The following is a 24,954-nucleotide window of genomic DNA, read 5'->3' on the forward strand; positions in this document are numbered from 1 at the left end:
GGTCTCCCGGGTCTGTCGGCGCTGCCGGCTCTTCCAGCTCTCCCGGCCTCTCCGATTCCCCGGACTCCTGCGCGCCGCTGCTCCAGGTGGACGGACTGCGGATCGGCTTCGCCGACGGGGAGGTCGTGCGCGGGGTCTCCTTCGACCTGCGCGCCGGCGAGGTGCTCGCGCTGGTGGGCGAGTCCGGGGCCGGGAAGTCCCTGACCGCGCGGGCGCTGCTCGGGATGCTCCCGCGCCGGGCCGAGGTGGCGGGCCGCGTACTGCTGCGGGGCAGGCCCGTCACCCCGGCCGATCTCGGCCGGCGCCTGGCGTGGATCCCGCAGGACGCGATGTCGGCGCTGTCACCCGTACACCGCGTCGAGGACCAACTGGCCTTCGCCGTACGGGCCGTGGCGCGGGTAGGGCGCGGGGACGCGCTGGCCGTGGCGCGCCGCGCCCTCGCCGGGGTCGGTCTGGCACCCGACGCCGCGGCCGCGTTTCCCCACGCCCTGTCGGGCGGGATGCGGCAGCGCGCGGTGATCGCGATGGCCCTGGTCAACAACCCTGATCTGGTGGTGGCCGACGAACCGACGACGGCGCTCGACCCCGAGCGGCAGGAGCGGGTGCTCGCGCTGCTGCGGGAGCGGTGCGCGGTGGCCGGGGCGGCACTGCTGCTGGTCAGCCACGACCTGGCGGCGGTACGGCGGCACGCCGACCGGGTGGCCGTGACCTACGCGGGCCGGATCGTCGAACTGGGCCCCGCGGAACTGGTCCTTGGCCGCCCGGTCGCCCCGTACACGCGCGGACTGCTCGCCTCGCTGCCGGCGGCCGGGCTGTCGGCGGATGCGCTGCCGGGAGACGGGCTGTCGGCGGATGGACTGCCGACGGCCGGACGGGGTGAGGGGCTGCCGGGGGACGGCCCGCCGGGAGACGAACTGCCGGGGGACCGGACGTCGGAGGGTGGGACGTCGGGGGGTGGGCTGCCGGGGGACCGGACGTCGGAGGGTGGGACGTCGGGGGGTGGGCTGCCGTGGGACGGGACGTCGGGGGGCGGGCTGCCCCGCCGCCCGCGGCTGCCCGTCCTCGCCGGTGCGCCACCGGCCCCGGGGGCGGCGGGCGCGGGCTGCGCCTTCGCTCCCCGCTGCCCGCACGCCGGTGACGTCTGCCGGCGTACGGAGCCCGCGCCCCGGGCGGTCGAGGGCCGCTCCGTCGCGTGCCACGATCCGTTCGGGGAGGCGGCATGAGCCCGCTCCTGGAGGTGCGTGACCTGGTCGTACGGTACGGGGGGCGGCCGGTGGTCGACGGGGTGTCCTTCGAGGTCGGCGCGGGGGAGTCGGTCGGTCTCGTCGGCCCGTCGGGCTGCGGCAAGTCGACGACGGCCGGGGCGGTGCTGCGGCTGCTGCGGCCGCACTCCGGGTCGGTCCGGTTCGCCGGAGTGGAGCTGACCGCCCTGCGGGAACGCGAACTCCGGACGCTGCGGCCCCGGTTCCAGCCGGTGTTCCAGGACCCGTACGGGTCGCTGAGTCCGCGCCGGCGGGTACGGGACCAGATCGCGGAGCCGCTGCGGGTGCACGGGCGCGGGTCGGTGGCGGAGGGCCGGGCCCGGGCCGACGAACTCCTCGGCCTGGTGGGCCTGGATCCCGCACACGGGCGGCGGCTGCCGCACGAACTGTCCGGCGGGCAGTGCCAGCGGGTCGTCATCGCCCGGGCACTTGCGCTGCGGCCGGAACTGCTGGTGCTCGACGAGCCGACGTCCGCACTCGACCCGTCCCTGCGGGCCGGCATCCTCAATCTGCTGATGGATCTTCAGGAAACCCTGGGGCTTGGCTTTCTGTTCATCTCCCACGACCACGCGGCGGTCGGGCACGTCTGCGACCGCGTGCTGCGCATGCGCGAGGGGAGGCTGGTGTCGTGACTCCGCTGGCCCGACTCCTGATCGGCAGTCAGTTCGCCTTCAATGTGGGCTTCTTCGCCGTTCTGCCGTACCTCGCCGATCACCTGGGCGGAACGCTCGGACTGGGCGGGGCCATGGTCGGGCTGGTGCTCGGGCTGCGCACGTTCAGCCAGCAGGGGCTGTTCGTGGTGGGCGGGGCGCTCACCGACCGGTACGGGCCGCGGCCCGTGGTCCTGGTGGGCTGCGCGCTGCGCGTGGCCGGGTTCTGCTGGCTGGCGGTGGCGGCGAGTGCCGGGGCGGTGATCGGGGCCGTGGTCCTCGTCGGCTTCGCGGCGGCGCTGTTCTCACCGGCCGTCGAGTCCGAGATCGCCCGGGAGGCGCTGCGCGTCGAACGCTCCGGCGGCCTTCGCCGCACCCGCACCCTCGCCCGCTTCTCCGCCGGCGGCCAGGCCGGCGCCCTGCTCGGCCCGGTCATCGGCACGCTGCTGCTGTACGGCGGCGGCGACGGGGCCTTCCGGACCGCCTGCCTCGTCGGGGCGGCCGTGTTCGTCCTGGTGCTGGGCGCCCAGCTGTGGCTGATGCCGCGGGGCGGCGGCGGGGGCGGGACGCCCTCGGCGGGCGGTGGCGTGCGGGCGGCGGGCAGCGGGAGCGTGCGGGCGGCGGGGAGGCTCGTGCTCGGCAACCGTCGCTTCCTGCTGCTCGCGCTCGCGTACGCGAGCTATCTGCTGGCGTACAACCAGCTGTATCTGGCGCTCCCGGCGGAACTCGACCGGGCCACGGGCTCGCAGGCGGCGCTCGGCTGGCTGTTCGCGCTGTCGTCGGTGCTCGTGGTGTGCGGTTCGGCTCCGCTGGAGCGGCTCGCCGCGGCCCGGCTGAGCCGGACGGGCATGGTGCGGGCCGGGCTTCTGCTGATCTCCGGCGCGTTCGGGGCGACGGCGGTGCTGCGGGAGCTGCCGGGCGTCGCGGCCGCCGTGGCCTTCACGGTGCTGCTCACGCTGGGCCAGATGCTGGTGCTGCCGGCGACCCGCGCCCTGCTGCCGGACCTCGTCGACGAGCATCGCCTCGGCCTCTTCACCGGCGCCCTGTCCTCCCTCTCCGGCCTCGCGGTCCTCACGGCCGGCGCACCCGTCGGAGCACTGCTCGACCTCGGCGGCGCGCTGCCGTGGCTGGTCCTGGGGGCGGTACCGCTGCTCGCGGTGGGATGCGTTCCGCACGGAGCGGAACGAAGTGAGGCGGTCAAGGTCGCGGCGTGACCGAGGCCGCCCCCGGGGGACGGATCCCACGGCGGAGCAGGGAGTCCAGCCAGTGGGGGCACCTCCCGTGCCCGAACAACGCCCTAGAGGAGATCCGGCTCGGCGAACAGTGCCTGGAGCCAGTAGGCGCTCGCCTCGTGGCAGTCCGTGGTGGGGGTGCCGGGGAAGAGGCGGAACCAGGAGACCGCGCGGCCGAGGGCGGCCAGGCGGACGGCGAGGGTGGCGGCGCGGCGGAGGTCCGGGAGGGTGGGGCCGAGGTCGCTCCAGGGTTCCAGGTACGCGTCGCGGACGCGGATCACGGCGTCGGGGCCGTAGCGGTCGCGGACGGCGCGGGCGGGGACGAGGAGGCTCGTGAAGGGGTGGGCGACGGCGGCGTCGCCCCAGTCGAAGAAGGCGTAGCGGCCGGGGCCGGCGGCGAGGAGCTGGGCGTCGTGCAGGTCGCAGTGGTCGAGCGAGTCGGGGACGCCGATCGCGTCGAGCTCGGCGCACCCGTCGAGCAGGCGGGGGCGGTGCGCCCGCAGGGAGCGGCGGGTGGCCGGGTCCAGGGTGGGGTTGTTCTCGACGAGGTCGTCGAAGATGCCCGGCAGGTCCCGGGTGCGGGCGCTGGGCACGCCGAGGGCGGTCATGCGGTCCGTGTACGGGGTGAGGGCGCGCTGCATGCGCGCGTACTGGCCGACGGCCTCCAGCCAGTCCGCCGGTCCGGCGTCGCCGGTGTCGAGGACGTGCCGGAACAGCGGGCCGCCGTCGGGCAGCAGGGACCAGCCGCGTTCGGCGTCGACGGCCAGCGGGGTCAGGACGTGCTCGGGGACCCATCGCGCGAGCGCGTGTCCGAGGCCCGCCTCGAAGGCGTTGCCCGGCGCTCCGGCCTTGAACCAGGCGGCGTCGCGCTCGCCCGTGCCGGTCCGGAAGCGGATGACGACCGACCAGGGGCGCACCCGCACCTCACGGGCGCCGGTGTCCGGCAGTCCGTGGCGGGCGAGCTGCCGCACCGCCCAGTCCAGGGCCGCCTCGCGCCAGGCGGTGTCCTCCCAGGGGGTGACCGCGTGGGCGAACCGTCCCCGGTCGACGACCGTCGTCGGTGTGTCGCATCCCATCCGGGGATTCCACCACTGGGGGCGGACACACCGCATCCGAAATAGTTCCGCTGCGAAAAATGCCGGCGGCGATCATCCCATCGGGATGATCGCCGCCGGAGGAGTGATCGGCTGGGATCAGTCGCGGTCGGCGGCCTTCGCGGCCTCCTCGGCGCGCTTCTCCTTGATGCGGGCGGCCTCCTTGCGGACCTCGGCCTGGGTGGCGCGCTCCTTCTGCAGCCACTCCGGGTTCTCGTCCTTGAGGGCCTCGATCTGCTCGGTGGTCAGGGCCTCCGTGACGCCGCCGCGGGCGAGTCCGGAGATGGAGATGCCCAGCTTGGCCGCCACGACGGGCCGGGGGTGCGGGCCGTTGCGGCGCAGCTCGCGCAGCCACTCCGGCGGATCGGTCTGGAGCGCGTTGAGCTCGGAGCGGGAGACGACACCCTCGCGGAACTCGGCGGGGGTGGCATCGAGGTACACGCCCAGCTTCTTGGCCGCGGTGGCGGGCTTCATCGTCTGGGCGGTCTGGTGCTGCGTCATACCGACAAGAATATCGGTCGGGTGCGCCCCCGCCGACCACGGCCGGTAATCTGGGCTGGTGACAGGCTCGGACGCAAGCTCCTCCCCCAGTGCCCCCGCTCCCTCCGCCTCGCCGGCCGCCTCCTTCCGGCTGGCGTACGTGCCGGGAGTGACGCCCTCGAAGTGGGTGCGGATCTGGCAGGAGCGCCTGCCGGACGTACCGCTGGAGCTCGTGCAGGTGGAGGCCGCCGAGGCGGCGGGGCTGCTGCGCGGGCGCCTGGCCGACGCCGCCTTCCTGCGGCTTCCGGTGGACCGTACGGAGCTGAGCGCCATCCCGCTGTACACGGAGACGACCGTCGTCGTGGTCCCCAAGGACCACCTGGTCGCGGCGGCGGACGAGGTCACCGTCGAGGACATCGCGGACGACATCGTGCTGCATCCGCTCGACGACACCCTGGACTGGGAGACGCCGCCGGGGCGTCCCGCGTTCGAGCGGCCGGCGACGACGGCCGACGCGATCGAGCTGGTCGCGGCCGGGATCGGGCTTCTGGTGGTGCCGCAGTCCCTCGCGCGGCTGTACCACCGCAAGGACCTCACGTACCGGACGCTGACCGGCACGCCGCAGTCGCAGGTGGCGCTGTCGTGGCCGGAGGACGCCACCACCGATCTGGTGGAGGACTTCATCGGGATCGTGCGGGGGCGCACGGTGAACAGCTCGCGGGGCCGCCGCTCCGACGAGCAGGCGGCGAAGACCGCGAAGGACGCGAAGCCGACGAAGGCGGCGAAGAGCGGGAAGGCCGGCCGCTCGGAGAAGCCGAAGCAGGGCCAGAAGCCGCAGGGCTCGGGTGCCCGGCGCCGGACCGGCGCCGGGGGCCCGGCTCCCAGGAGCGGGCGCTCCGGGAAGCCGCGCCGCCGTTCCTAGACGAGGACTTGTCCGGCCGATCATGCGCGGAGCCGGATGCGAGGGCTGCGGCGGTCACGGTCCCGAGGAACGGCGACAGTCTTGCCGACCTCGCCGCCGGGGGCGCGGTCATCGGTCGGCACGGCTGACGGTCCTCGGTGCGCGGCCCGCGAGCCAGACGGCGATCCGCTTCTGCACCTCCTTGTCGGCAAGGGGGTAGTCCCAGGATGCGTACCATGCCAGCTCCTGCAGACTCAGAGCTGTCCGGACGGGCCACTGCGACCACGTCGACACCGATCTCTCCGGTCGAGCAGCCGATGTACACGCTGCTGTCGAGCGCCATCATGCCGAAGCCCGGGCGCCCCGCACGTATGCCGAGGAACGCCGATGCCGCACCCCGGCCCATGACGTCCCACCGGTCCAGGAGCCTGACCCGGGTCCAGACCGCCGGTGCGTGACGGCGGCCGTAGGGCTGGTTCTGCTTGCGCAGGACGGCTTGGTGCGTGTGAGTGCCGTGGGGAAGCAGGACGAGGAACTCGCGCCGGTGGTCGAGAAGGCCGGAGGAGACCGCCAGGTCGTACCAGTCCTCGTTGAGGCGCTCGACGAGCCGTGGGGTTTCGTACCGGTGGGAGAAGCCGCCGGCAATGTCCTCGCGACCGTATCCGAAGACGAACGGCATCGTGCCGTCCGGCACTGCGTCCGGGATCACCTCGAGGCCGGCCCGCCGCAGCGGCCGGTACATCTTGCGTTCGCGCTCCTGGATACCCACCCGTCACTGTTGTACCAAGGCCGGCGCGCCGGGGATCCTCCGGTCCGGCGCTTCCTCGTGCCCCTCCCGAGGCCCCTCGGACCGGTGCGGGATCAGCCGCATGATCGGCAGGACGGGCCTCAGGGAACACCGCCGGTCCGGGGGCCGGGCCCGTCAGGCCGAGTCCCGGCGGACCAGTTCCGTCGGCAGGATGACCGTGGCCGGGTCCTCGCCCGCTATCCGGGCGAGGAGGGTGCGGACCATCTCGGCGCTGATGCGGTCCCAGGGCTGCCGGATGGTGGTGAGCGGGGGCCGGGAGGACAGGGCGGCCGGTGAGTCGTCGAAGCCGCCGACGGCGATGTCCTCGGGGACGCGGCGGCCGGCCCGGTCGAGGGTGTCGAGGACGCCGAGGGCCATCAGGTCGGAGGCGACGAAGACGGCGTCGAGGTCCGGGGCCCGGTCGAGCAGCTGCCGGGCGGCCGTCTCGCCGCCGGTGCGGCTGTAGTCGCCGGTGGCGACGAGGGTCTCGTCGTACGGCAGCCCGCAGGCGTCCAGCGTCTCGCGGTAGCCGGCGAGCCGCTCGACGCCGCCGGGGGTGTCGAGCGGTCCGGTGACGGTGGCGATGCGGCGCCGGCCGGTCGCGTACAGGTGGCGCACCATGTCGCGGGCGCCTTCGCGGTCGTCGGCGGCGACGTAGCCGATCCGGGCGGTCTGGCCGAGTGGTTTGCCGCAGGCGACGACAGGCACGCCGGCCTCGTGGAGCCGGTCGACGACGGGGTCCCCGGAGTGGCTGGAGACGAGGAGGACGCCGTCGACGTGCCCGGCCTCGATGTAGCGGAGGTTGCGTCGGCGTTCGTCCTCGGTGCCCGCGATCATCAGCAGGAGCGGGATGTCCTGGGCGGCGAGGGCCTGGGTGCAGCCGCGCAGCAGGACGTTGAAGTTGGGGTCCTCGAAGAACCGCTCCTGGGGTTCGGTGAGGAGGAAGGCCACCGAGTCGGACTTGCCGGTGATCAGCGATCGGGCGTGCCGGTTGACGACGTACCCGGTCTTGCGGATCGCCGCGTCGACGGCGGCCTTGGCGGTGGGGCTGACGTAGTGGCCGCCGTTGAGGACGCGGGAGACGGTGCCGCGCGAGACGCCGGCCTCGCGTGCCACGTCGTGGATGGTCGCGGGGCGGCGCCGGCCCGCTGCTGTGCTCATGCTGTGTGTTTCCCCTCGTTCCCCTGTGGTTCAGGACTTTACGGCGCCGGAGAGCAGGTCGAGGCTCCAGAAGCGCTGGATGACCAGGAAGAGCGCGACGAGCGGGACGACGGCGAGGAGCGCTCCGGTGATGACGAGGGTGTAGAGGGCGGGCTGGCTGGCGCCCTGTTTGAGCAGGGTGAACAGGCCGACGGTCATGGGGAACTTCTCGTCGTCGCCGAGCATGATGAACGGCAGCAGGAAGTTGTTCCAGATGGCGACGAACTGGAAGAGGAAGATCGTCACGAGGCCCGGGGACAGCATGGGGACGGCGATCCGCAGGAAGATGCGCAGTTCGCCGGCGCCGTCCATGCGGCCCGCCTCGACGAGTTCCATGGGGATGGCGGCCTCGGCGTAGACGCGGCCGAGGTAGACGCCGTACGGGGAGAGGATCAGCGGGAGCAGGACGGAGAGGTGGCTGTCGGTCAGGTCGGCCTTGGCCATGAGGAGGTACTGGGGGATGGCGAGGATGACGGGCGGCATGAGGACGCCCGTGAGGATGACGTTGAAGAAGGCCTCGCGGCCCGGGAAGCGGTAGACGGCGAGGGCGTAGCCGGCGAAGGCGGACACGACGGTCGACAGGAGGGCGCCGAGGCCCGCGTAGAGGACGGAGTTGCCCATCCAGCGCCAGTAGATGCCGTTACGGTACGCGCCGAGCTCGGCCACGTTGTCGGCGAGGCCGCCGCCGGGCAGGAAGCTGAAGGTGGAGAACAGGTCGGAGCCGGACTTGGTGGCGGCGACGAGGACCCAGGCGACGGGCAACAGGCAGTAGAGCGCGCCGAGGACGAGGGCGGCGGTCGGCAGCAGGGCGGTGCGGCGGGGGTTCGTCGCGCCGGCGGCGGGCGGGCCCTGGGAGGTGCCGGGGGTGGTGCCGGCGGCCGGGGCCGCTTTGCGCTCGTGCGTCGGGGAGGCGAGCCCGCTCATCGGGTTGCTCCTTGTGTGGTGCGGCGGTTCGAGGCCCGCAGGAGGGCGAAGGACAGCAGGAAGGTGGCGGCGGCGAGGATCACGGCCGTGGCCGAGGCGGCGTGGATGTTGCCGCCGCTGAAGGCGTCCTCGTACACCTTCATCAGGGGGCTCCAGGTGGTGGGGATGCCGTTGGTGAGCGGTTTGAGCGTCATGGGCTCGTTGAAGACCTGGAGGGTGGCGATCACCGAGAAGAAGAAGGTGAGGACGAGGGAGGGCGCCACCATCGGGATCTTGACGCGCAGGGCGATCTGCAGCTCGGAGCAGCCGTCCAGCTTGGCCGCCTCGAAGACCTCGGCGGGCAGGGAGCGCAGCGAGGTGTAGATGACGATCATGTTGAAGCCGGTGCCGCCCCAGACGGCGATGTTCGCCATGGAGGCGTAGAGCAGGCCGCCGTCCATCAGGTCGGGCAGGGGCAGGCCGAGGCGGTCGAGCAGGTGGTGGAAGGGGCTGACGTCCGGGAGGTAGAGGAAGCCCCACAGCAGGGCCGCGATCACGCCGGGGACGGCGTACGGGAGGAAGATCGCGAGCCGCGCGAAGGAACGGGCCCGGACGCGCGGGGAGTCGAGCAGGAGCGCGAAGAACAGGGCGAGGCCGAGCATCACGGGGACGACGATGACGCCGTAGCCGAGGACGCGCAGGGCGCTGCGGGCGAGTTCGGGGTCGGTGAGGGCGCTGGTGTAGTTGCCGAGCCCGGCCCAGACCTCGCTCTTGGCGCCCTTGCCGAGGCCGAGTCCCTTGACCTCGATCTTGTGGAGGCTGAGCCAGAGCGCGTAGCCGATGGGCAGGGCGAAGAAGAGGGCGAAGAGGGCGGCGGCCGGGAGGAGGAAGAGGTAGGGGGCGGTGCGCCGTCGTTCGAGGGTGGTGGTGCGCGACGGGCGGTCGTACGGGGCCGTCTTGGCCCCGTACGGCCGGCGTGCGCCCTGGTGGAGCCGGCGTGCGCCCTGGTGGGGCCGGCGTGCGCCCTGGTGGGGCCGGTTCACCGGGCGACCTCGAAGCCCTGCTTCTTCAGGTCGGCGACGGTGGCGTCCTGCATGGCGGCCAGCGCGGTGTCGAAGCCGGACCTGGCCTTGGCGGCCGTGCCGAACCGGTCCTTGAAGGCGGTGTAGGCGACGTTGACGTTGGGGCCCCAGGCGGCGGGGGCGGTGGTCTTCGCGATCTCCGCGGCGCGGGCGTAGAAGTCGGGCTGGTTCGCGAAGAAGGCGGGCGGACCGGCGAGCGCGGGGCCGTTCTGGGCCGCGGTGGCGGCGGGGTAGATGCCGGCTTCCCTGACGAGGGCGGTCAGGGCCTCGGGGTCGGTGTTGAGCCAGGTGGCGAACTTGGCGGCGGCCGCCTTGTGCTTCGAGTCGTTGGTGACGGCGGTGGTGGAGCCGCCCCAGCTGCCGGTGCTGGGCCTGGCCGGGTCCCACTGGGGCAGGGGTGCCATGGCCCACTTGCCCTTGGTGTCGGGGGCGGCGGTGGTGAGGGTGCCGGGGGCCCAGACGGCGCTGACCCAGGCGAGCTGTTCGCCGGTGTTGAGGGCCTTGTTCCAGGCGGGGGTGTACATGGGCTGGTTGTCGATGGCGCCGTCCTTGACCAGGCCGCCCCAGAAGTCGGCGACCTTCCGGGTGGCGGCGTCGTCGATGGCGACCTTCCACTTCTGGTCCTCGGTGGTCCACCACCGGGCGCCGGCCTGCTGGGCGAGGCCGGCGAACAGGCCGGCGTCGTTGGCGGAGAAGGTGGTGAGGGACTTGTCGGGGGCCTTGGTCTTGAGGGCCTTGGCGGTGGCGGCGAACTCGTCCCAGGTGGTGGGGACCTTCAGGCCGTACTGCCGGAAGAGGTCGGTGCGGTAGAAGAACATCAGCGGGCCGGAGTCCTGGGGGACCGCGTAGACGGCGTCGGTGCCGAGGGTGGTCTGCTGCCAGATGCCGGGGGCGAACGCGTCCTCGGCGCCGGCCACCTCCTGGGAGATGTCGGCGAGGGCGTCGTTGCTGACGAGGGTGGGCAGGGCCTGGAACTCGGCCTGGACCAGGTCGGGGGCCTGGTGGGCCTTGGCGGCGGTGATGATCTTGGTGACGAGGTCGTCGCCGGATGCCTGCTTCTGCACCGTGACCTTGATCTCGGGGTGCTTGGCGTTCCAGATCGCGGCCACCTTGTCCATGTTGGGCGCCCAGGCCCAGTAGGTGAGGGAGACCGGTCCTGAGGCGGTCTCGTCCTCGTCGCCGGAGCCGGAGGAGCCGCAGGCGGTGAGGGTCGCGGCGCCGAGGACGGCGGCGGTGGCGACGGCGGTGACGGCGAGGACGCGGCGGCGGTGCAGCGCGTGGGGCATGGGGTGCTTCTCCCTGACCGAAAGGGGCCTCCCGCGGGGACGGGGAGGCCGGCCATGCATCTGTGAGCGTTCACAGTAGAGAAACGTTCCGGACACTTGTCAATGGTTGCTCGTGTGCGGTTATGTTGCGTTGCGACATCGAGATCCTCTGTGTGCACGTTCACAGATCGATGGAGTTTTCAGATCCCGACGTTCCAGGAGACACGCATGCCGCCGACCGCTCCCCAGGGCCTGCACCGGCTCGCTTTCGGTGGGGACTACAACCCCGAACAGTGGCCGGAAAGCGTCTGGCACGAGGACGTCCGGCTGATGCGCGAGGCCGGCGTCACCATGGTCAGCGTCGGCATCTTCTCCTGGGCGCTGCTCGAACCCGAGCCCGGACGCCACGACTTCGGCTGGCTCGACCGGATCCTCGACCTGCTGCACGACAACGGCGTCCGGGTCGACCTGGGCACCCCCACCGTCGCGCCGCCGGCCTGGTTCTACCGGGCGCACCCGGAGGCGCTGCCCGTCACCCGCGAGGGCGTGCGCCACTCCTACGGCTCGCGCGGGGCCATCTGTCACAGCTCGCCCGCCTACCGGGACGCCGCCGCGCGCATCACCACCGCGCTCGCCGCCCGCTACGCCGGGCATCCGGCGCTCGCCCTGTGGCACGTCCACAACGAGTACGGCGTGCCGGTCAGCGCCTGCTACTGCGAGACCTGCGCCGCCGGGTTCCGCGACTGGCTCGCCGGCACCTACGGCTCGGTCGAGGCCGTCAACGAGGCGTGGGGCACCGCCTTCTGGGGGCAGCGCTACACCACGTACGAGCAGATCGACCCGCCCCGGCTCACTCCCACCGTCGGTAACCCGGCCCAGCAGCTCGACTACCGGCGCTTCACCGACGCCACGATCCGGGAGAACTTCCGCTCCGAGCGGAACATTCTCCACCGGCTCTCCCCCGGCATCCCGGTCACCACCAACTTCATGACCGCGCTCAGCCAGTGCGACGCCCTCGACTACTGGGCCTGGGGCCGCGAGGTCGACCTGGTCACCAACGACCACTACCTGATCACCGACGGCCGCCGCACCCACGTCAACCTCGCCATGGCCGCCGACCTCACCCGCTCCGTCGCCGGCGGCGCGCCCTGGCTGCTCCTCGAACACTCCACCAGCGGCGTCAACTGGCAGCCCCGCAACCCGGCCAAGCGCCCCGGCGAGATGGCCCGCAACTCCCTCGCCCATGTCGCCCGCGGCTCCGAGGGCGCCATGTTCTTCCAGTGGCGGCAGTCCCGGCGCGGCGCCGAGAAGTTCCACTCGGCGATGGTGCCGCACGGCGGGACCGACACCCGGATCTGGCGCGAGGTCGTGGGCCTCGGCGCCGGCCTGGACGCGCTGGCCGAGGTGCGCGGCAGCCGGACCGTGCCCGACGTCGCCGTGCTGTGGGACTGGCAGTCCTGGTGGGCGCAGTCCCTGGAGTGGCGGCCGAGCGAGGACCACGACGCCCGGGAGCGCGCCGACGCCTGGTACGAGGCGCTGTACGACCGGCACCTGACCGTCGACTTCGCGCACCCCGAGGCCGACCTGTCGGCCTACCCGCTGGTCGTCGTCCCCGCGCTCTACCTCGCGACCGAGGCCGCCGGGCGGAACCTGCGCGCGTACGTGGAGAGCGGCGGCACCCTCGTCGTCTCGTACTTCTCCGGCATCGTCGACGAGCACGACGCCGTCCACGAGGGCCCCTACCCGGGGGTGCTGCGGGACGTGCTCGGGCTCACCGTCGAGGAGTGGTCGCCGCTGCTCGCGGGCGAGGAGGTGCGGCTGTCCGGGCCCGGCGGTGCCGGGCTCACGGCGGACGTGTGGACCGAGTTCGTCGTGCCGCGGGGCGCGGAGCCGGTGTGGACCTACGCCGACGGCCCGGCCGCGGGTCGCCCCGCCGTCACCCGCCACCGGCTCGGGCGCGGCACCGCCTGGTACGTCTCCACCCGCCTGGACGCGGCCTCGCTGGGCCCCGTCCTGGGCGGCGCGTGCGACGACGCCGGGGTGGCGACGCGGCCGCTGCCGCGGGACGTGGAGGTCGTCCGGCGCGCCGGCGAGGGCGGCCGTTTCCTGTTCGTCCTGAACCACTCCGCCGAGGACACGAAGGTCCCGCTGGAGGGCCCGGGCACCGAACTGCTCGGCGGCGCACGGGTCGACGGGCAGGTGGAGGTCCCGGCGGGGGCGGTTCGGGTCGTCCGCCTGGACGGCTGACGGCGCACACCCCTTGATCTCACCTGGGGCGGCCGCCTGGCGCGGCGCCTGTCGCGCCGGCTGGCGCGCCGTCCCAGGGTGAGGCGCGTCGCCGAACGGTGGCGCGGCCCTGGCCGGTGGCGCGGCGCCGACCGGTGGGGCGGCGCCGACCGGTGGGGCGGCGCACCACCCGCACCACAGGCGCACCCGCATCACCCGCACACACGCACCATCTGCATCAACCGCGCCACCTGCACCACTCGCACCACACGCACGGCACTGTTCATCCTTCAACGTCGAAGGGACTCGACGATGCACGCCGCACCACGCAGGACCCTGCGAGCCACCGCCGTGACCGCCGCGCTCGGCGCTCTGCTGCTCGTCCCGCTGCCCGCCCAGGAGGCACGGGCCGCGAGCACCCTCACCAACCCGGGTTTCGAGGCCGACGGGACCGGGACCGCGACGCCCGCGGGCTGGTCCACGTACTCCGCCACCGGGCAGAACACCGCCTCCTTCACGGAGGCCGGCGGGCACGGCGGCGGCCACCGGCTGACGCACTGGTCGGCCTCCGCGTACAAGGTGGAGACCTATCAGTACCTGACCGGGCTCACCGACGGCAGTCACACCCTCCGTGCGTGGGTGCGCTCCAGCGGCGGGCAGAACGCCGCCTACCTCGCGCTGCGCAACTGCGGCTCCGCCGAGCAGCGGACGGAGCTGCCGCCGACGCCGAACGGAGCGTGGATACGGATCGTCACACCGGTCGTGGTCCGCGGCGGCGCCTGCACGGTGAGCGTCAACTCCGACGCCAGCGCCGGTAACTGGATCAACGTCGACGACCTGACGCTGACACCCGGGACGGCCGGGGTGCCGGTGAAGGGGGTCGACGTCTCGACGCTGAGGAAGAGCGAGGACCTCGGCGGGGTCTACCGCACGAGCGGAGGTGCCGCCGGCGACGCGCTCGGGATCCTGAAGTCCGCCGGCGCCAACTACGGCCGGCTGAAGGTGTGGGTGGACCCGGCCGACGGCTACAACGACAAGGCGCGGGTGCTGACCATGGCCAAGCGCATCAAGGCGCAGGGCATGAGACTGCTGGTCGACTTCCACTACTCCGACACCTGGGCGGACCCGGGGGCCCAGTCGAAGCCGGCGGCGTGGTCCGGGCACTCGTACGCGCAGCTTCGGACGGACGTCTACCAGCACACCTACGACGTGCTGAACGCGCTGAAGGCGCAGGGCACGACGGCCGACATGGTGCAGATCGGCAACGAGATCAACACCGGAATGCTGTGGCCGGAGGGTTCGACGGACAACTGGTCGCAGCTCGCCGGGCTGTTGAAGTCGGGGGTGTCGGCCGCCAAGGCGGTCTCGTCGTCGACGCAGATCGCGCTGCATCTGGCACACGGCGGTGACAACGCGCTGTACCGGTGGTGGTTCGACAACGCGACCGCGCAGGGCGTGCCCTTCGATGTGATCGCCCTGTCGTTCTACGGCTACTGGCACGGGCCGCTGTCGGACCTCCAGACCAATCTGGACGATATTTCCGCTCGGTACGGAAAGAAGGTCCTGGTGGTGGAGACGGCGTACCCGTTCAGGCTGGACAGCGAGGACGCGCACGAGAACATCATCGACACCACCGCCGAACTGGTCCCCGGCTACCCGGCCGGTCCGGCCGGCCAGTCGGCGTGGCTGCGTGACGTGATGAGCGTGGTGGAGGCGGTTCCTGCGGGTCGTGGCCTCGGGGTCGTGTACTGGGAGCCGACGTGGACGGCGGTCGCCGGCAACGGCTGGGACCCGGCGAACCCGTCCTCGGGCAACGGCTGGGAGAACCAGGCGCTCTTCGGCTACGACGACCGGCTGCTCCCGGCGGCGGCGCTGCTCTCCCACCGCTGAGCCATGGACGACCGGCGGGGGTGCCGGGCCGGTGTTTCGGCACCCCGCCGGACGCGGACGCACCACTACGGGAGGGGGGCTTTGTTCCGCTCCGAGCGGAACAAAGCCCCCGCGCCGGACCCACCCCTCAGGAGGCTCCGTTCCCCTCCGAGCGGAACGAAACCCCCGCGCCGAACGCACCCCTACAGGCGGCCCGGTTCCCCTCCGAGCGGAACGAAACCGGGCGGCCCGCGCCACCGTCCCGCCCGGCACAGCCCCGGTGCGGCTCTCGGCCCAACTCCCAGCGCAGCCCCCGGTGCGGCTCTCGGCCCAACCCCGGTGCTCCCCTCCCCCCCGGCGCGCCCCCGTTCGCTCAGCTCAGCAGCGTGGGGGCCGCCCGGTCCAGGACGTCCGCGATGCGGTGCCAGGTGTCCTCGTCGCGGGGTACGGAGGGCAGGGTCTCGCCCTCGCCGGTGCCCCAGGCGCGGGCGAGCGTGACCGGTTCGGCGCCGGTGACCGCGGCGGCGGCGAGGGCGGCGGCACCCAGGGCGACGAGTTCGGTGGCTGCGGGGACCACGAGCGGGCGGCCGGAGAGGCGCCGTACGGTCTCGGTCCAGGCGCGGCCCCGGGCGCCGCCGCCGATGAGCCGCAGCGGCCGGTCGCGTACGGCCGGGTCGGCGGGGTCGAGCCCGCAGGCGGCGAGGAGTTCGTCGAGGGCCCGCAGCACGGTGAAGACGGCCCCCTCGTAGGCGGCGCCGAGCAGGGCGCGGGGTGTGCTGGAGTGCCGCAGGCCGGTGAGCAGTCCGGTGGCGTGGGGCAGGTCGGGGGTGCGTTCGCCGTCGAGGTACGGCAGGAGGACGAGGCCGTCGCCGGGTGCGGCGTCCTCGCGGTCGAGGCCGAGGAGGGTGGCGATCCGGTCGATGGCGAGGGTGCAGTTGAGGGTGCAGCCGAGTGGGAGGTAGCCGCCGTCGGCGGCGGCGAATCCGGAGAGTCCGGAGCTCGCGGGGCGGGTCCGGGTGGCGGCGAAGACGGTGCCGGAGGTGCCGAGGCTGACGACCGGGTGGTCGAGGAGTCCGTCGCCTCCGGCGGCGCCGCCGAGGCCGAGGCCGACGGCGGCCGCCATGTTGTCGCCGGTTCCGGCGGCGACGACGATGCCGGGCGGGAGGCCGAGGGCGTCGGCGGCGGCGGGGGTGAGGGAGCCGGCGCGGGTGGCGGCGGTGGGGGCGACGGCCGGGAGCAGGGCGGGGTCGAGGCCGATGAGGGCGAGCAGCTCGGGGTCGTAGGCGGCGCGCGCGGTGTCGTACCAGCAGGTGCCGGAGGCGTCACCAGGGTCGGTGATCGCGACGCCGGCGAGCCGCTCGGTGAGGAAGTCGTGCGGGAGCCGGACGGCGGCGGTGCGGTCGGCGGTGGCGGGTTCGTGGGCGCGCAGCCACTGCCATTTCGCGGCGGTCATGGCGGCGACGGGGACGGATCCGGTGCGGTCGAGCCAGGCGTCCCGGCCGCCGAGAGCCGTGGTGAGGTCGGCGGCCTGGGGTGCGGAGCGGGTGTCGTTCCACAGCAGGGCGGGGCGCAGCGGGCGGCCGTCGGCGCCGAGGGCGACCAGGCCGTGCTGCTGTCCGGCGACGGCGATGCCGGTGACGGCGGCGGGCGGGACGGCGGCCTGCTTCAGCGCGTCGGAGACGGCCAGGGCGAGGGCGCCCCACCACTCCTCGGGGTCGGTCTCACGGGCTCCGGACTCGCCGGTGACGGTGTGCGGGGCGCGGCCGAGGGCGAGCAGCGCGCCGTTCTCCGCGTCGACGACGGCGGCCTTGGTGGACTGGGTGGAGCTGTCGACGCCGATGACCACGGGACGCTGGGACATGGGCCACCTCTCGTTCGCCGGGTGCGGGCTCTGGCGCCCGACGGCTCCCCGGCTGTATTAGTTATCTCAGAAAACAAATCAGGCGGCCAGCCTCGCGAAGGAGCCGGACATGCCGCAGAACCTCCTCCCCACTCCCGACGACCGCTTCACCTTCGGCCTGTGGACGGTCGGCTGGCAGGGGCGTGATCCCTTCGGGGACGCGACCCGGCCGGCCCTCGACCCGGTCGAGTCGGTCGAGCGGCTCGCCGCCCTCGGCGCGTACGGCGTCACCTTCCACGATGACGACCTCATTCCGTTCGGAGCGGAAGAAAACGAGCGCGATACGGCCGTCAAACGCTTCCGGGCCGCACTCGACCGCACCGGTCTGAAGGTGCCGATGGCCACCACCAACCTCTTCACCCACCCGGTCTTCAAGGACGGCGCCTTCACCGCCAACGACCGTGACGTGCGCCGCTTCGCGCTGCGCAAGACGATCCGCAACATCGACCTGGCCGTCGAGCTCGGCGCCTCGGTGTACGTCGCCTGGGGCGGCCGGGAGGGCGCCGAATCGGGTGCCGCCAAGGACGTCCGGGTCGCGCTGGACCGCATGAAGGAGGCCTTCGACCTGCTCGGCCAGTACGTCACCGAGCAGGGTTACGAGTTGCGCTTCGCGATCGAGCCCAAGCCCAACGAGCCGCGCGGCGACATCCTGCTGCCGACCATCGGGCACGCGCTGGCCTTCATCGAGCGTCTGGAGCGGCCCGAGCTCGTGGGCGTCAACCCGGAGACCGGCCACGAGCAGATGGCCGGACTCAACTTCCCGCACGGCATCGCGCAGGCGCTGTGGGCGGGCAAGCTCTTCCACATCGACCTCAACGGCCAGTCCGGGATCAAGTACGACCAGGACTTCCGGTTCGGCGCGGGCGATCTGCGTCAGGCCTTCTGGCTGGTCGACCTCCTGGAGACGGCCGGTTACCCGGGCCCGCGCCACTTCGACTTCAAGCCCGTGCGCACGGACGGCTTCGACGGGGTGTGGGAGTCCGCGAAGAACTGCATGCGCAACTACCTCATCCTGAAGGAGCGGGCCGCCGCCTTCCGCGCCGACCCCGAGGTCGTCGCCGCCCTGGCCGCCTCCCGCCTGGACGAACTGGCCGCCCCCACGGCCGCCGACGGGCTCGCGGGACTGCTCGCCGACCCGACCGCGTACGAGACCTTCGACGCGCGGGCGGCGGCGGAGCGCTCGATGGCGTTCGAGCGCCTGGACCAGCTGGCCCTGGAGCATCTGCTCGGGGTGCGCTGACCGCCCCTCCCCACGTCACGGCGACCCCGTCGGCTCCGGCCGACGGGGTCGCGCCGCGTCGAGCGACGGGGCCGCGCCGCATCGGCCGGCGGGATCGTGCCGCGTCAGGCGGCGGCAAGCCCGCGTGCGACGGCGGCGAGCGCCCGGACGGCACACCGCAGCAAGCGCTTTCCATCAATCCTGCGCGAAGCATTGACGAAACATCACCGCCCCCTTAGCTTCATCGGCATTGCACTTCGTACGTCATATATGAGACGCGATACGCGAGATCTGAGAGTGCGTCATGGCCTTCGCCGCCCCCAGCCCCATCCCGTCCCGCACCCAGTTCGTCCTGGAGGCGATCAAACACGACATCCTCACCGGTGGTCTCAGTCCGGGCCAGGCGCTGGTGGAGACCGAACTCGCCGCGCGTTTCGGGGTGTCGAAGACCCCGGTGCGTGAGGCGCTGAAGACCCTCGCCGGGAGCGGGCTCGTGGTGCTGAACCAGTACAAGGGCGTCACGGTCCGGATGGTCGACGCCGACATGGCCCGCGAGGTCTACGACGTGCGCCTGCTGCTCGAACCGGAGGCGGTCCGCAGGACCGTGGCGGCCGGCGCGCCCCTGGACGCCGCCCGTGAGGCGCTGCACCGGGCGGCCCTCGCCGAGGACACCGCCGAACGCTCCCTCGCCAACCGGGAGTTCCACCGGGCGCTCTACCTCCCCTGCGGCAACCCGCTGCTCGGCCGGATGCTCGACGAGGTCCGGGACCAGGCGGCCCTGGTGTCCACGGTGGCCTGGGCGGCCGTCCCTTCCTGGGAGCGGGAGGCCGCCGAGCACGAGGAGATCCTGCGCCTCGCCGCCGCCGGGGACGTCGAGGGCGCCGGGCGGGCCGTCCACGACCACATCGCCTCGTTCGTCGCCCGCGCCTTCCCCGAGGAGACGGAGTGAGCATGCCCTTCGACGACCTGCGGGCCGCGCTCGCCGACGTGGTCGCCATCCCCGTGACCCCGTTCGCCGCCGACGGCGGCCTCGACACCGACACCCACCGGACGCTGCTGCGCCGGATGCTCGACGCGGGCGTGCGCACCCTCACGCCGAACGGGAACACGGGCGAGTTCTACGCCCTCACTCCCGAAGAGCGCTTCGTCGTCACCGAGTTGACCGTCGAGGAGGCCGCCGACCGGGCCGCCGTCCTGGTCGGTGTCGGCCACGACCTGCCGACCGCGATCGAGACCGCGCGGCACGCCCGCGAGGCCGGCGCCGGGATGCTGATGGTGCATCAGCCAGTGCATCCGTACGTCTCCGCCTCCGGCTGGGTGGACTACCACCGGGCCATCGCGGAGTCCGTGCCGGAGCTGGGCATCGTGCCGTATCTGCGCAACCCCCGGCTGAGCGGAGCGCGGCTCGCCGAGCTCGCCGACGCCTGCCCGAACGTGATCGGCGTGAAGTACGCCGTGCCGGACGCGGCGCGGTTCGCCGGCTTCGCCCGGGACGCGGGCCTGGAGCGGTTCGTGTGGGTGGCGGGACTCGCCGAGCCGTACGCCCCCTCCTACTTCGCGGGCGGGGCGACCGGCTTCACCTCCGGTCTGGTCAACGTCGCTCCGGCGCTCTCCCTGGAGATGCTGCACGCCCTGCGGGCGGGCGACTATCCGGCGGCGATGAAGGTGTGGGCGCGGATCCGACGCTTCGAGGAGCTGCGGGCGGCCGACGGCAGCGCCGACAACGTCACGGTGGTCAAGGAGGCGCTGGCCTCGCTCGGTCTGTGCCGGCGCGACATCCGGCCGCCGAGCCGGCAGCTGCCGGAGGCCGCCCGGGCCGAGGTCGCCGGGATAGCCGCCGGGTGGCCGGTGTGAGCGCCGGTGCGGGACGGCGTCCCGAGGAACTGCGCAGTCACCAGTGGTACGGCACGGAGGGCTTGCGGTCCTTCAGTCACCGGGCCCGGACCCGGCAGCTCGGCTATCTGCCCGAGGAGCACCTGGGCAAGCCGGTGATCGCGGTGCTGAACACCTGGTCGGACATCAACCCCTGCCATGTGCATCTGCGGGACCGCGCGCAGGCGGTGAAGCGGGGGGTCTGGCAGGCGGGCGGCTTCCCGCTGGAGTTCCCGGTGTCGACGCTGTCGGAGACCTTCCAGAAGCCGACGCCGATGCTCTACCGCAATCTTCTCGCCCTGGAGACCGAGGAGTTGCTGCGCTCGTACCCGGTCGACGGGGCCGTCCTGATGGGCGGCTGCGACAAGTCGACGCCGGCGCTGCTGATGGGCGCGGCCTCGGTCGACCTGCCGGCGGTGTTCGTGCCGGCGGGGCCGATGCTGCCGGGTCACTGGCGCGGGGAGACCCTCGGTTCCGGTACGGACATGTGGAAGTACTGGGACGAGAAGCGGGCCGGGCGGATCGGCGACTGCGAGATGGCCGAGCTGGAGAACGGTCTCGCCCGCTCCCCCGGCCACTGCATGACCATGGGTACGGCGTCCACGCTGACGGCCGCGGCGGAGACGCTGGGCGTCACCGTGCCGGGGGCGTCGTCGATCCCGGCGGTGGACTCGGGGCACGACCGGATGGCCGCCGCGTCGGGGATGCGGATCGTGGAGCTGGTACGGGAGGATGTGCGGCTGTCGCGGATCCTGACGCGGGAGGCGTACGAGGACGCGGTCGCGGCGGTCCTCGCGCTGGGCGGCTCGACGAACGCCGTGATCCATCTGATCGCGATGGCGGGGCGCTCCGGAGTGCGGCTGACTCTGGACGACTTCGACCGGATCGCGCGGACGGTGCCGGTGCTCGCGAACCTGCGGCCGGGCGGGCGGTTCCTGATGGAGGACTTCCACTTCGCCGGCGGTCTGCCGGGGTTCCTGTCGCGGCTGACGGACGTGCTGCACCTGGACCGGCCCACGGTCGCGCACCCGACGCTGCGGGAGCAGCTGGCGGGGGCGCTGGTCCACGACGAGGAGGTGATCCGGCCCCGGGAGCGGCCGCTGGCGGCCGAGGGCGGGCTCGCGGTGCTGCGCGGCAATCTGTGCCCCGACGGGGCGGTGATCAAGCACATCGCGATGGAACAGCGGCTGCTCGAGCACACCGGTCCGGCGGTCGTCTTCGACGACTACCGCACGATGCAGCGCACCATCGACGACCCCGCGCTCGGCATCACCCCCGACCACGTCCTCGTGCTGCGCGGCGCCGGGCCCAAGGGCGGCCCGGGCATGCCGGAGTACGGGATGCTGCCGATCCCCAAGTACCTCCTGGAGCAGGGGGTCAAGGACATGGTGCGGATCTCCGACGCCCGGATGAGCGGCACGAGTTACGGCGCGTGTGTGCTGCACGTGGCGCCCGAGTCGTACGTCGGGGGGCCGCTCGCGCTGGTCCGCACCGGGGACCTGATCACGCTGGACGTGCCCGGCCGTTCGCTCCATCTGGACGTGGACGAGGAGGAGTTGGAGCGTCGCAGGGCCGTGTGGACACCGCCGCCCGCGCGGTACGAGCGGGGCTACGGCGCCCTGTACAGCGAGCAGATCACCCAGGCGGACACGGGCTGCGACTTCGCGTTCCTGGCCCGGCCGGGGGTCACGCCCGATCCGTACGCGGGCTGAAGCCTCCGTACCGCCCCTCCGAGGCCGGCGGCGGGGTCGCCGCCCCAGGCCCCGCCGCCCCGTACACCCGGTCGCGCGCTCCGGGTGCCGCCGCACTCCGGGTACCGGTCGCCGGTCCCGCACTCCCGGTGCCGGTCTCCGCCCCGTACACCCGTTCCCGTACTCCGTCCCGCCTGTCCGAAATCCCGAACATCATCCGCGAAGCGCTTCACCGTCGCGTCGCACCACGCACCAGAACGGAGCCGCCGTCATGGCCACAGCTGTGACCCCACCGCCCCGGGCGGTGCGCCCGCCCGGGCGCCGCCGCCCCGGAGGCCCCCCACGCCGACTGCCGTATCTGCTGATCGCGCCCGCCGGGCTGCTGATGCTGGGCTTCATCGCGTACCCCGTGCTCAGCGTCTTCTACTACAGCCTCCAGCACTACAACCCCACCAAACCGTGGCGGAACGGCTTCGCGGGGCTCGCCAACTTCACCGAGTTGTTCACCGAGGACCCGCACTTCTGGGGGACGCTGGCCTTCAGCCTCAAGTGGGTCGTGGTCGAGGTGTCGCTCCAGTTGCTCTTCGGTCTCGCGCTGGCGCTGATCGTGAACCAGACCTTCGTGGGGCGCGCGCTCGGCCGGGCGCTGGTGTTCTCGCCGTGGGCCGTGTCCGGGGTGCTGACCTCAGCGATCTGGGTGCTGCTCTACAACTCCCAGACCGGCATCAGCCGTTATCTCGCGGACGCCGGCATCGGCTCGTACGGCACGTCGTGGCTGTCCGACACGGCCACCGTCTTCCCGGCCGCGATCGTGGCCGACCTGTGGCGCGGGGTGCCGTTCTTCGCGATCCTCATCCTCGCCGACCTGCAGTCGATTCCCAAGGACCTGTACGAGGCGGCCGAGGTCGACGGGGCGAGCCGGCTGCGGCAGTTCCGCCACATCACGCTGCCGCACCTCAAGGACGCGATCGTGCTGTCCACGCTGCTGCGGGCGGTGTGGGAGTTCAACAACGTGGACCTGCTGTACACGCTGACCGGCGGCGGGCCCGCGGGCGTGACGACCACCCTGCCGCTGTACATCGCCCACACCAGTGTGGACGCGCACGACTTCGGCTACGCGTCCGCCCTGACGACGGTGGCGTTCGTGATCCTGCTCTTCTGCTCGACGGTGTATCTGCGCCTGAGCAAGTTCGGAGGCGAGAACCGATGACCGTCCTCGACCGGATCGAGGTCCGGGCCGAAGCGGCCGCCCCGCCCGGGGCGCCCCGCGGCCGCAAGCGGCACCGGGCCTGGGACGAGGTGCCCCGCTGGCAGATCTATCTTCCGCTCGGAGCGTATCTCCTCTTCACCCTGATCCCCTTCTACTGGATCCTGCTCTTCGCGCTGCGCCCGGCCGGCTCGACCTCGCTGGTGCCGTGGCCGATGACGACGGCCCACTTCGAGAAGGTGTGGACCGAGCGCAGTTTCGCCACCTATTTCGAGAACAGCGTGTACATCGGTGTCGCCACGCTCTTCCTGACGACGGTGGTGGCCCTGGCCGGCGGATACGCGCTCGCGCGCTTCGATTTCCGGCTCAAGAAGGGTTTCATGCTGGCCCTGCTGTGCTCGCAGTTCGTGCCGGGCGCGCTGCTGCTCGTGCCGCTGTTCCAGATCTTCGCCGGCCTGCGGATGATCAATTCCTTCGGGAGCGTGATCATCGCCGAGACCGTGTTCCAGCTGCCGCTGTCAATGATCCTCATCAGCGGCTTCATCCGGAACGTGCCGTACTCCCTGGAGGAGGCCGCGTGGGTCGACGGCTGCGGACGGTTCAAGGCCTTCCGCATCGTGGTGCTGCCGCTGCTGCGGCCGGGCCTGGTCGCGGTCGGCTCCTTCGCCTTCGTCCACGCCTGGAACCACTTCCTCTTCGCCCTGATGTTCCTCAGCAACCAGGAGAAGCAGACCATCCCGGTCGGTCTCAACACCCTGATGGGCGCGGACAGCGTCGACCTCGGCGCGCTCGCGGCGGGCGGGGTGATCGCCGCCGTGCCGGTGGTGATCGTGTTCGCCTTCATCCAGAAGTGGCTGGTCACCGGCTTCAGCGCGGGGGCGGTGAAGGGATGAGCGCACTGAGCCCGAACAGCCCGATCGGGCGGGTCGGAGGGGTCGGACGGGTCGATACGCCGGTGCCCGTGGTGCTCGCGGGGGCCCGGGGTCACGGCCGCTGGCACCTGGGCGAGCTGCGTCGCCTCGAAGGCGCGGGGCTCGTCCGGCTCGTCGGGGTCTGCGAGCTGAGCCCGCTGGACGCCACGGAGCTGGCCGGCTTCGAGGCGCTGCCCGCGCAGTCGCCGGACCTCGACGCACTGCTCGCCGCCACCGGCGCGCGGATCGCGATCGTCTGCACTCCCATCGCCACCCACGCCGACCTCGCTCTCGTGGCCGCCCGGCACGGCGTCCACCTCCTCCTGGAGAAGCCGCCGACCCCCTCCTACGCGGAGTTCCGGCGGATGACCGAGGGCGTCGCGGCGGCCGGGGTGGCCTGCCAGGTCGGCTTCCAGTCGCTCGGCTCGCACGCCGTGCCCGCGATCCGGGAACTGATCGCGGACGGGGTGATCGGCGAGCTGCTCGGGGTCGGCGGGGCCGGGGCGTGGGTGCGTGACGAGGCGTACTTCCGGCGGGCGCCGTGGGCGGGACGGCGGCGGCTCGACGGTGCCGACGTCGTCGACGGGGCACTCACCAACCCGCTGGCCCACGCCGTCGCCACCGCCCTCGCGCTCGCGGGCGCCTCGCGCGCCGAGGACGTCGTCCACATCGAGACGGAACTGTCCCGCGCGCACGCCATCGAGTCCGACGACACCTCCTGCGTCCGGATCGTCACGGCGGCCGGTCCGCAGGTGACGGTCGCGGCGACGCTGTGCGCGGAGACGGCTGCCGAGCCGTATGTCGTGGTGCACGGCAGCCGCGGGCGCATCACGTTCTGGTACAAGCAGGACCGGGTGCTGCTCCAGCGGGCCGGGCACGGCCCGGTGGAGACCGCGCACGGCCGCACCGGACTCCTGGAGAACCTCATCGCCCATCTGACGGCCGGCGAGCGGCTGCTGGTGCCGCCGGAGGAGACGGGCGCGTTCATGCGGGTGGTGGAGGCCGTGCGGTGCGCTCCCGACCCGGTGGAGCTTCCGGAGGAGTTTCGGCGGACGGTACGGGGCGAGGGCGGGCCGCGGCGGACGGTGCCCGGGATCGGGCGGCTCGTCGACGAGAGCGCCGAGACGCTGAGGCTGTTCTCCGAGCTGGGCGCGCCCTGGGCGCGGCGGGCGCGGGAGGTGGTCCGGTGAGCACGGCAGGTGG

At 72.9% G+C, this 24,954-nt stretch carries 20 protein-coding genes; 13 read left to right on the forward strand and 7 right to left on the reverse strand.

Annotated elements, in window-relative coordinates:
- Positions 1 to 86 precede the first annotated feature (86 nt).
- The 3 genes from ABTZ91_RS18455 to ABTZ91_RS18465 are packed head-to-tail and all read left to right on the forward strand — an operon-like array spanning position 87 to position 3,126.
- Positions 87 to 1,223: an ABC transporter ATP-binding protein gene (locus ABTZ91_RS18455; protein ID WP_352078218.1), complete on the forward strand. Its 1,137-nt coding sequence runs from the start codon at positions 87 to 89 to the stop codon at positions 1,221 to 1,223.
- The gene (locus ABTZ91_RS18460) at positions 1,220 to 1,894 is read left to right on the forward strand and encodes a dipeptide/oligopeptide/nickel ABC transporter ATP-binding protein (protein WP_352078219.1); all 675 of its coding nucleotides are present in this window, start codon (positions 1,220 to 1,222) and stop codon (positions 1,892 to 1,894) included. The genes ABTZ91_RS18455 and ABTZ91_RS18460 overlap by 4 nt, the downstream gene beginning before the upstream one ends.
- Complete coding sequence (locus ABTZ91_RS18465) at positions 1,891 to 3,126, forward strand: MFS transporter (RefSeq protein WP_352078220.1); 1,236 nt, start codon at positions 1,891 to 1,893, stop codon at positions 3,124 to 3,126. Before ABTZ91_RS18460 ends, ABTZ91_RS18465 begins: the two co-directional genes overlap by 4 nt.
- An 83-nt stretch (positions 3,127 to 3,209) precedes the next feature.
- On the opposite strand, the gene ABTZ91_RS18470 is transcribed toward ABTZ91_RS18465, so the two are convergent.
- Complete coding sequence (locus ABTZ91_RS18470; protein ID WP_352078221.1) at positions 3,210 to 4,220, reverse strand: aminoglycoside phosphotransferase family protein; 1,011 nt, start codon at positions 4,218 to 4,220, stop codon at positions 3,210 to 3,212.
- A 117-nt stretch (positions 4,221 to 4,337) separates the two neighbouring features.
- On the reverse strand, positions 4,338 to 4,739 hold the full coding sequence (locus ABTZ91_RS18475; protein ID WP_345491578.1) for a DUF5997 family protein: 402 nt from the start codon (positions 4,737 to 4,739) through the stop codon (positions 4,338 to 4,340).
- Positions 4,740 to 4,797: 58 nt separating this feature from the next.
- Between ABTZ91_RS18475 and ABTZ91_RS18480 the strand changes: the two genes are divergently transcribed.
- Positions 4,798 to 5,640 (forward strand): LysR family substrate-binding domain-containing protein, encoded by an 843-nt coding sequence (locus ABTZ91_RS18480; protein WP_407077977.1) that lies wholly within the window; start codon positions 4,798 to 4,800, stop codon positions 5,638 to 5,640.
- A 901-nt stretch (positions 5,641 to 6,541) separates the two neighbouring features.
- On the opposite strand, the gene ABTZ91_RS18485 is transcribed toward ABTZ91_RS18480, so the two are convergent.
- From ABTZ91_RS18485 to ABTZ91_RS18500, 4 genes are read right to left on the reverse strand one after another with little or no spacing between them, the layout of a single operon-like run.
- Positions 6,542 to 7,567, reverse strand: coding sequence for a LacI family DNA-binding transcriptional regulator (locus ABTZ91_RS18485; protein ID WP_352078222.1), 1,026 nt, complete (start codon positions 7,565 to 7,567; stop codon positions 6,542 to 6,544).
- Between the two features lie 30 nt (positions 7,568 to 7,597).
- Positions 7,598 to 8,530 carry a carbohydrate ABC transporter permease gene (locus ABTZ91_RS18490; RefSeq protein WP_352078223.1) on the reverse strand — a complete coding sequence of 311 codons (933 nt, stop codon included), beginning with the start codon at positions 8,528 to 8,530 and terminating at the stop codon, positions 7,598 to 7,600.
- Positions 8,527 to 9,552: a sugar ABC transporter permease gene (locus ABTZ91_RS18495; RefSeq protein ID WP_352078224.1), complete on the reverse strand. Its 1,026-nt coding sequence runs from the start codon at positions 9,550 to 9,552 to the stop codon at positions 8,527 to 8,529. Before ABTZ91_RS18495 ends, ABTZ91_RS18490 begins: the two co-directional genes overlap by 4 nt.
- Positions 9,549 to 10,877 carry an extracellular solute-binding protein gene (locus ABTZ91_RS18500; protein WP_352078225.1) on the reverse strand — a complete coding sequence of 443 codons (1,329 nt, stop codon included), beginning with the start codon at positions 10,875 to 10,877 and terminating at the stop codon, positions 9,549 to 9,551. Before ABTZ91_RS18500 ends, ABTZ91_RS18495 begins: the two co-directional genes overlap by 4 nt.
- Positions 10,878 to 11,084: 207 nt before the next feature.
- Between ABTZ91_RS18500 and ABTZ91_RS18505 the strand changes: the two genes are divergently transcribed.
- Positions 11,085 to 13,103 carry a beta-galactosidase gene (locus tag ABTZ91_RS18505; RefSeq protein WP_352078226.1) on the forward strand — a complete coding sequence of 673 codons (2,019 nt, stop codon included), beginning with the start codon at positions 11,085 to 11,087 and terminating at the stop codon, positions 13,101 to 13,103.
- 291 nt (positions 13,104 to 13,394) lie between these two features.
- A complete protein-coding gene (locus tag ABTZ91_RS18510; protein WP_352078227.1) occupies positions 13,395 to 14,972 on the forward strand; it encodes an arabinogalactan endo-1,4-beta-galactosidase in 1,578 nt (525 codons plus the stop codon).
- A gap of 352 nt (positions 14,973 to 15,324) precedes the next feature.
- On the opposite strand, the gene xylB is transcribed toward ABTZ91_RS18510, so the two are convergent.
- Positions 15,325 to 16,812 carry a xylulokinase gene (xylB, locus tag ABTZ91_RS18515; RefSeq protein WP_352078228.1) on the reverse strand — a complete coding sequence of 496 codons (1,488 nt, stop codon included), beginning with the start codon at positions 16,810 to 16,812 and terminating at the stop codon, positions 15,325 to 15,327.
- Between the two features lie 109 nt (positions 16,813 to 16,921).
- On the opposite strand from xylB, the gene xylA reads away from it, so the two are divergent.
- From xylA to ABTZ91_RS18550, 7 genes are all read left to right on the forward strand, one after another.
- Positions 16,922 to 18,091 carry a xylose isomerase gene (gene xylA / locus ABTZ91_RS18520; protein ID WP_352078229.1) on the forward strand — a complete coding sequence of 390 codons (1,170 nt, stop codon included), beginning with the start codon at positions 16,922 to 16,924 and terminating at the stop codon, positions 18,089 to 18,091.
- A gap of 283 nt (positions 18,092 to 18,374) precedes the next feature.
- Positions 18,375 to 19,019, forward strand: coding sequence for a GntR family transcriptional regulator (locus ABTZ91_RS18525; protein WP_352078230.1), 645 nt, complete (start codon positions 18,375 to 18,377; stop codon positions 19,017 to 19,019).
- 2 nt (positions 19,020 to 19,021) lie between these two features.
- Entirely contained in the window at positions 19,022 to 19,924 is a 903-nt protein-coding gene (locus ABTZ91_RS18530) for a dihydrodipicolinate synthase family protein (RefSeq protein ID WP_407077978.1), read from the forward strand.
- Entirely contained in the window at positions 19,921 to 21,654 is a 1,734-nt protein-coding gene (araD, locus tag ABTZ91_RS18535; RefSeq protein WP_352078232.1) for an L-arabinonate dehydratase, read from the forward strand. Before ABTZ91_RS18530 ends, araD begins: the two co-directional genes overlap by 4 nt.
- 250 nt (positions 21,655 to 21,904) lie before the next feature.
- Complete coding sequence (locus ABTZ91_RS18540; protein ID WP_352078233.1) at positions 21,905 to 22,843, forward strand: sugar ABC transporter permease; 939 nt, start codon at positions 21,905 to 21,907, stop codon at positions 22,841 to 22,843.
- On the forward strand, positions 22,840 to 23,733 hold the full coding sequence (locus ABTZ91_RS18545) for a carbohydrate ABC transporter permease (protein ID WP_352078234.1): 894 nt from the start codon (positions 22,840 to 22,842) through the stop codon (positions 23,731 to 23,733). The genes ABTZ91_RS18540 and ABTZ91_RS18545 overlap by 4 nt, the downstream gene beginning before the upstream one ends.
- Positions 23,730 to 24,941, forward strand: a complete 1,212-nt coding sequence (locus ABTZ91_RS18550) for a Gfo/Idh/MocA family oxidoreductase (protein WP_352078235.1) — start codon at positions 23,730 to 23,732, stop codon at positions 24,939 to 24,941. The genes ABTZ91_RS18545 and ABTZ91_RS18550 overlap by 4 nt, the downstream gene beginning before the upstream one ends.
- Positions 24,942 to 24,954: the final 13 nt, after the last annotated feature.

The organism is Streptomyces sp. NPDC126499 (assembly GCF_040302485.1).
Classification (GTDB): Bacteria; Actinomycetota; Actinomycetes; order Streptomycetales; family Streptomycetaceae; genus Streptomyces.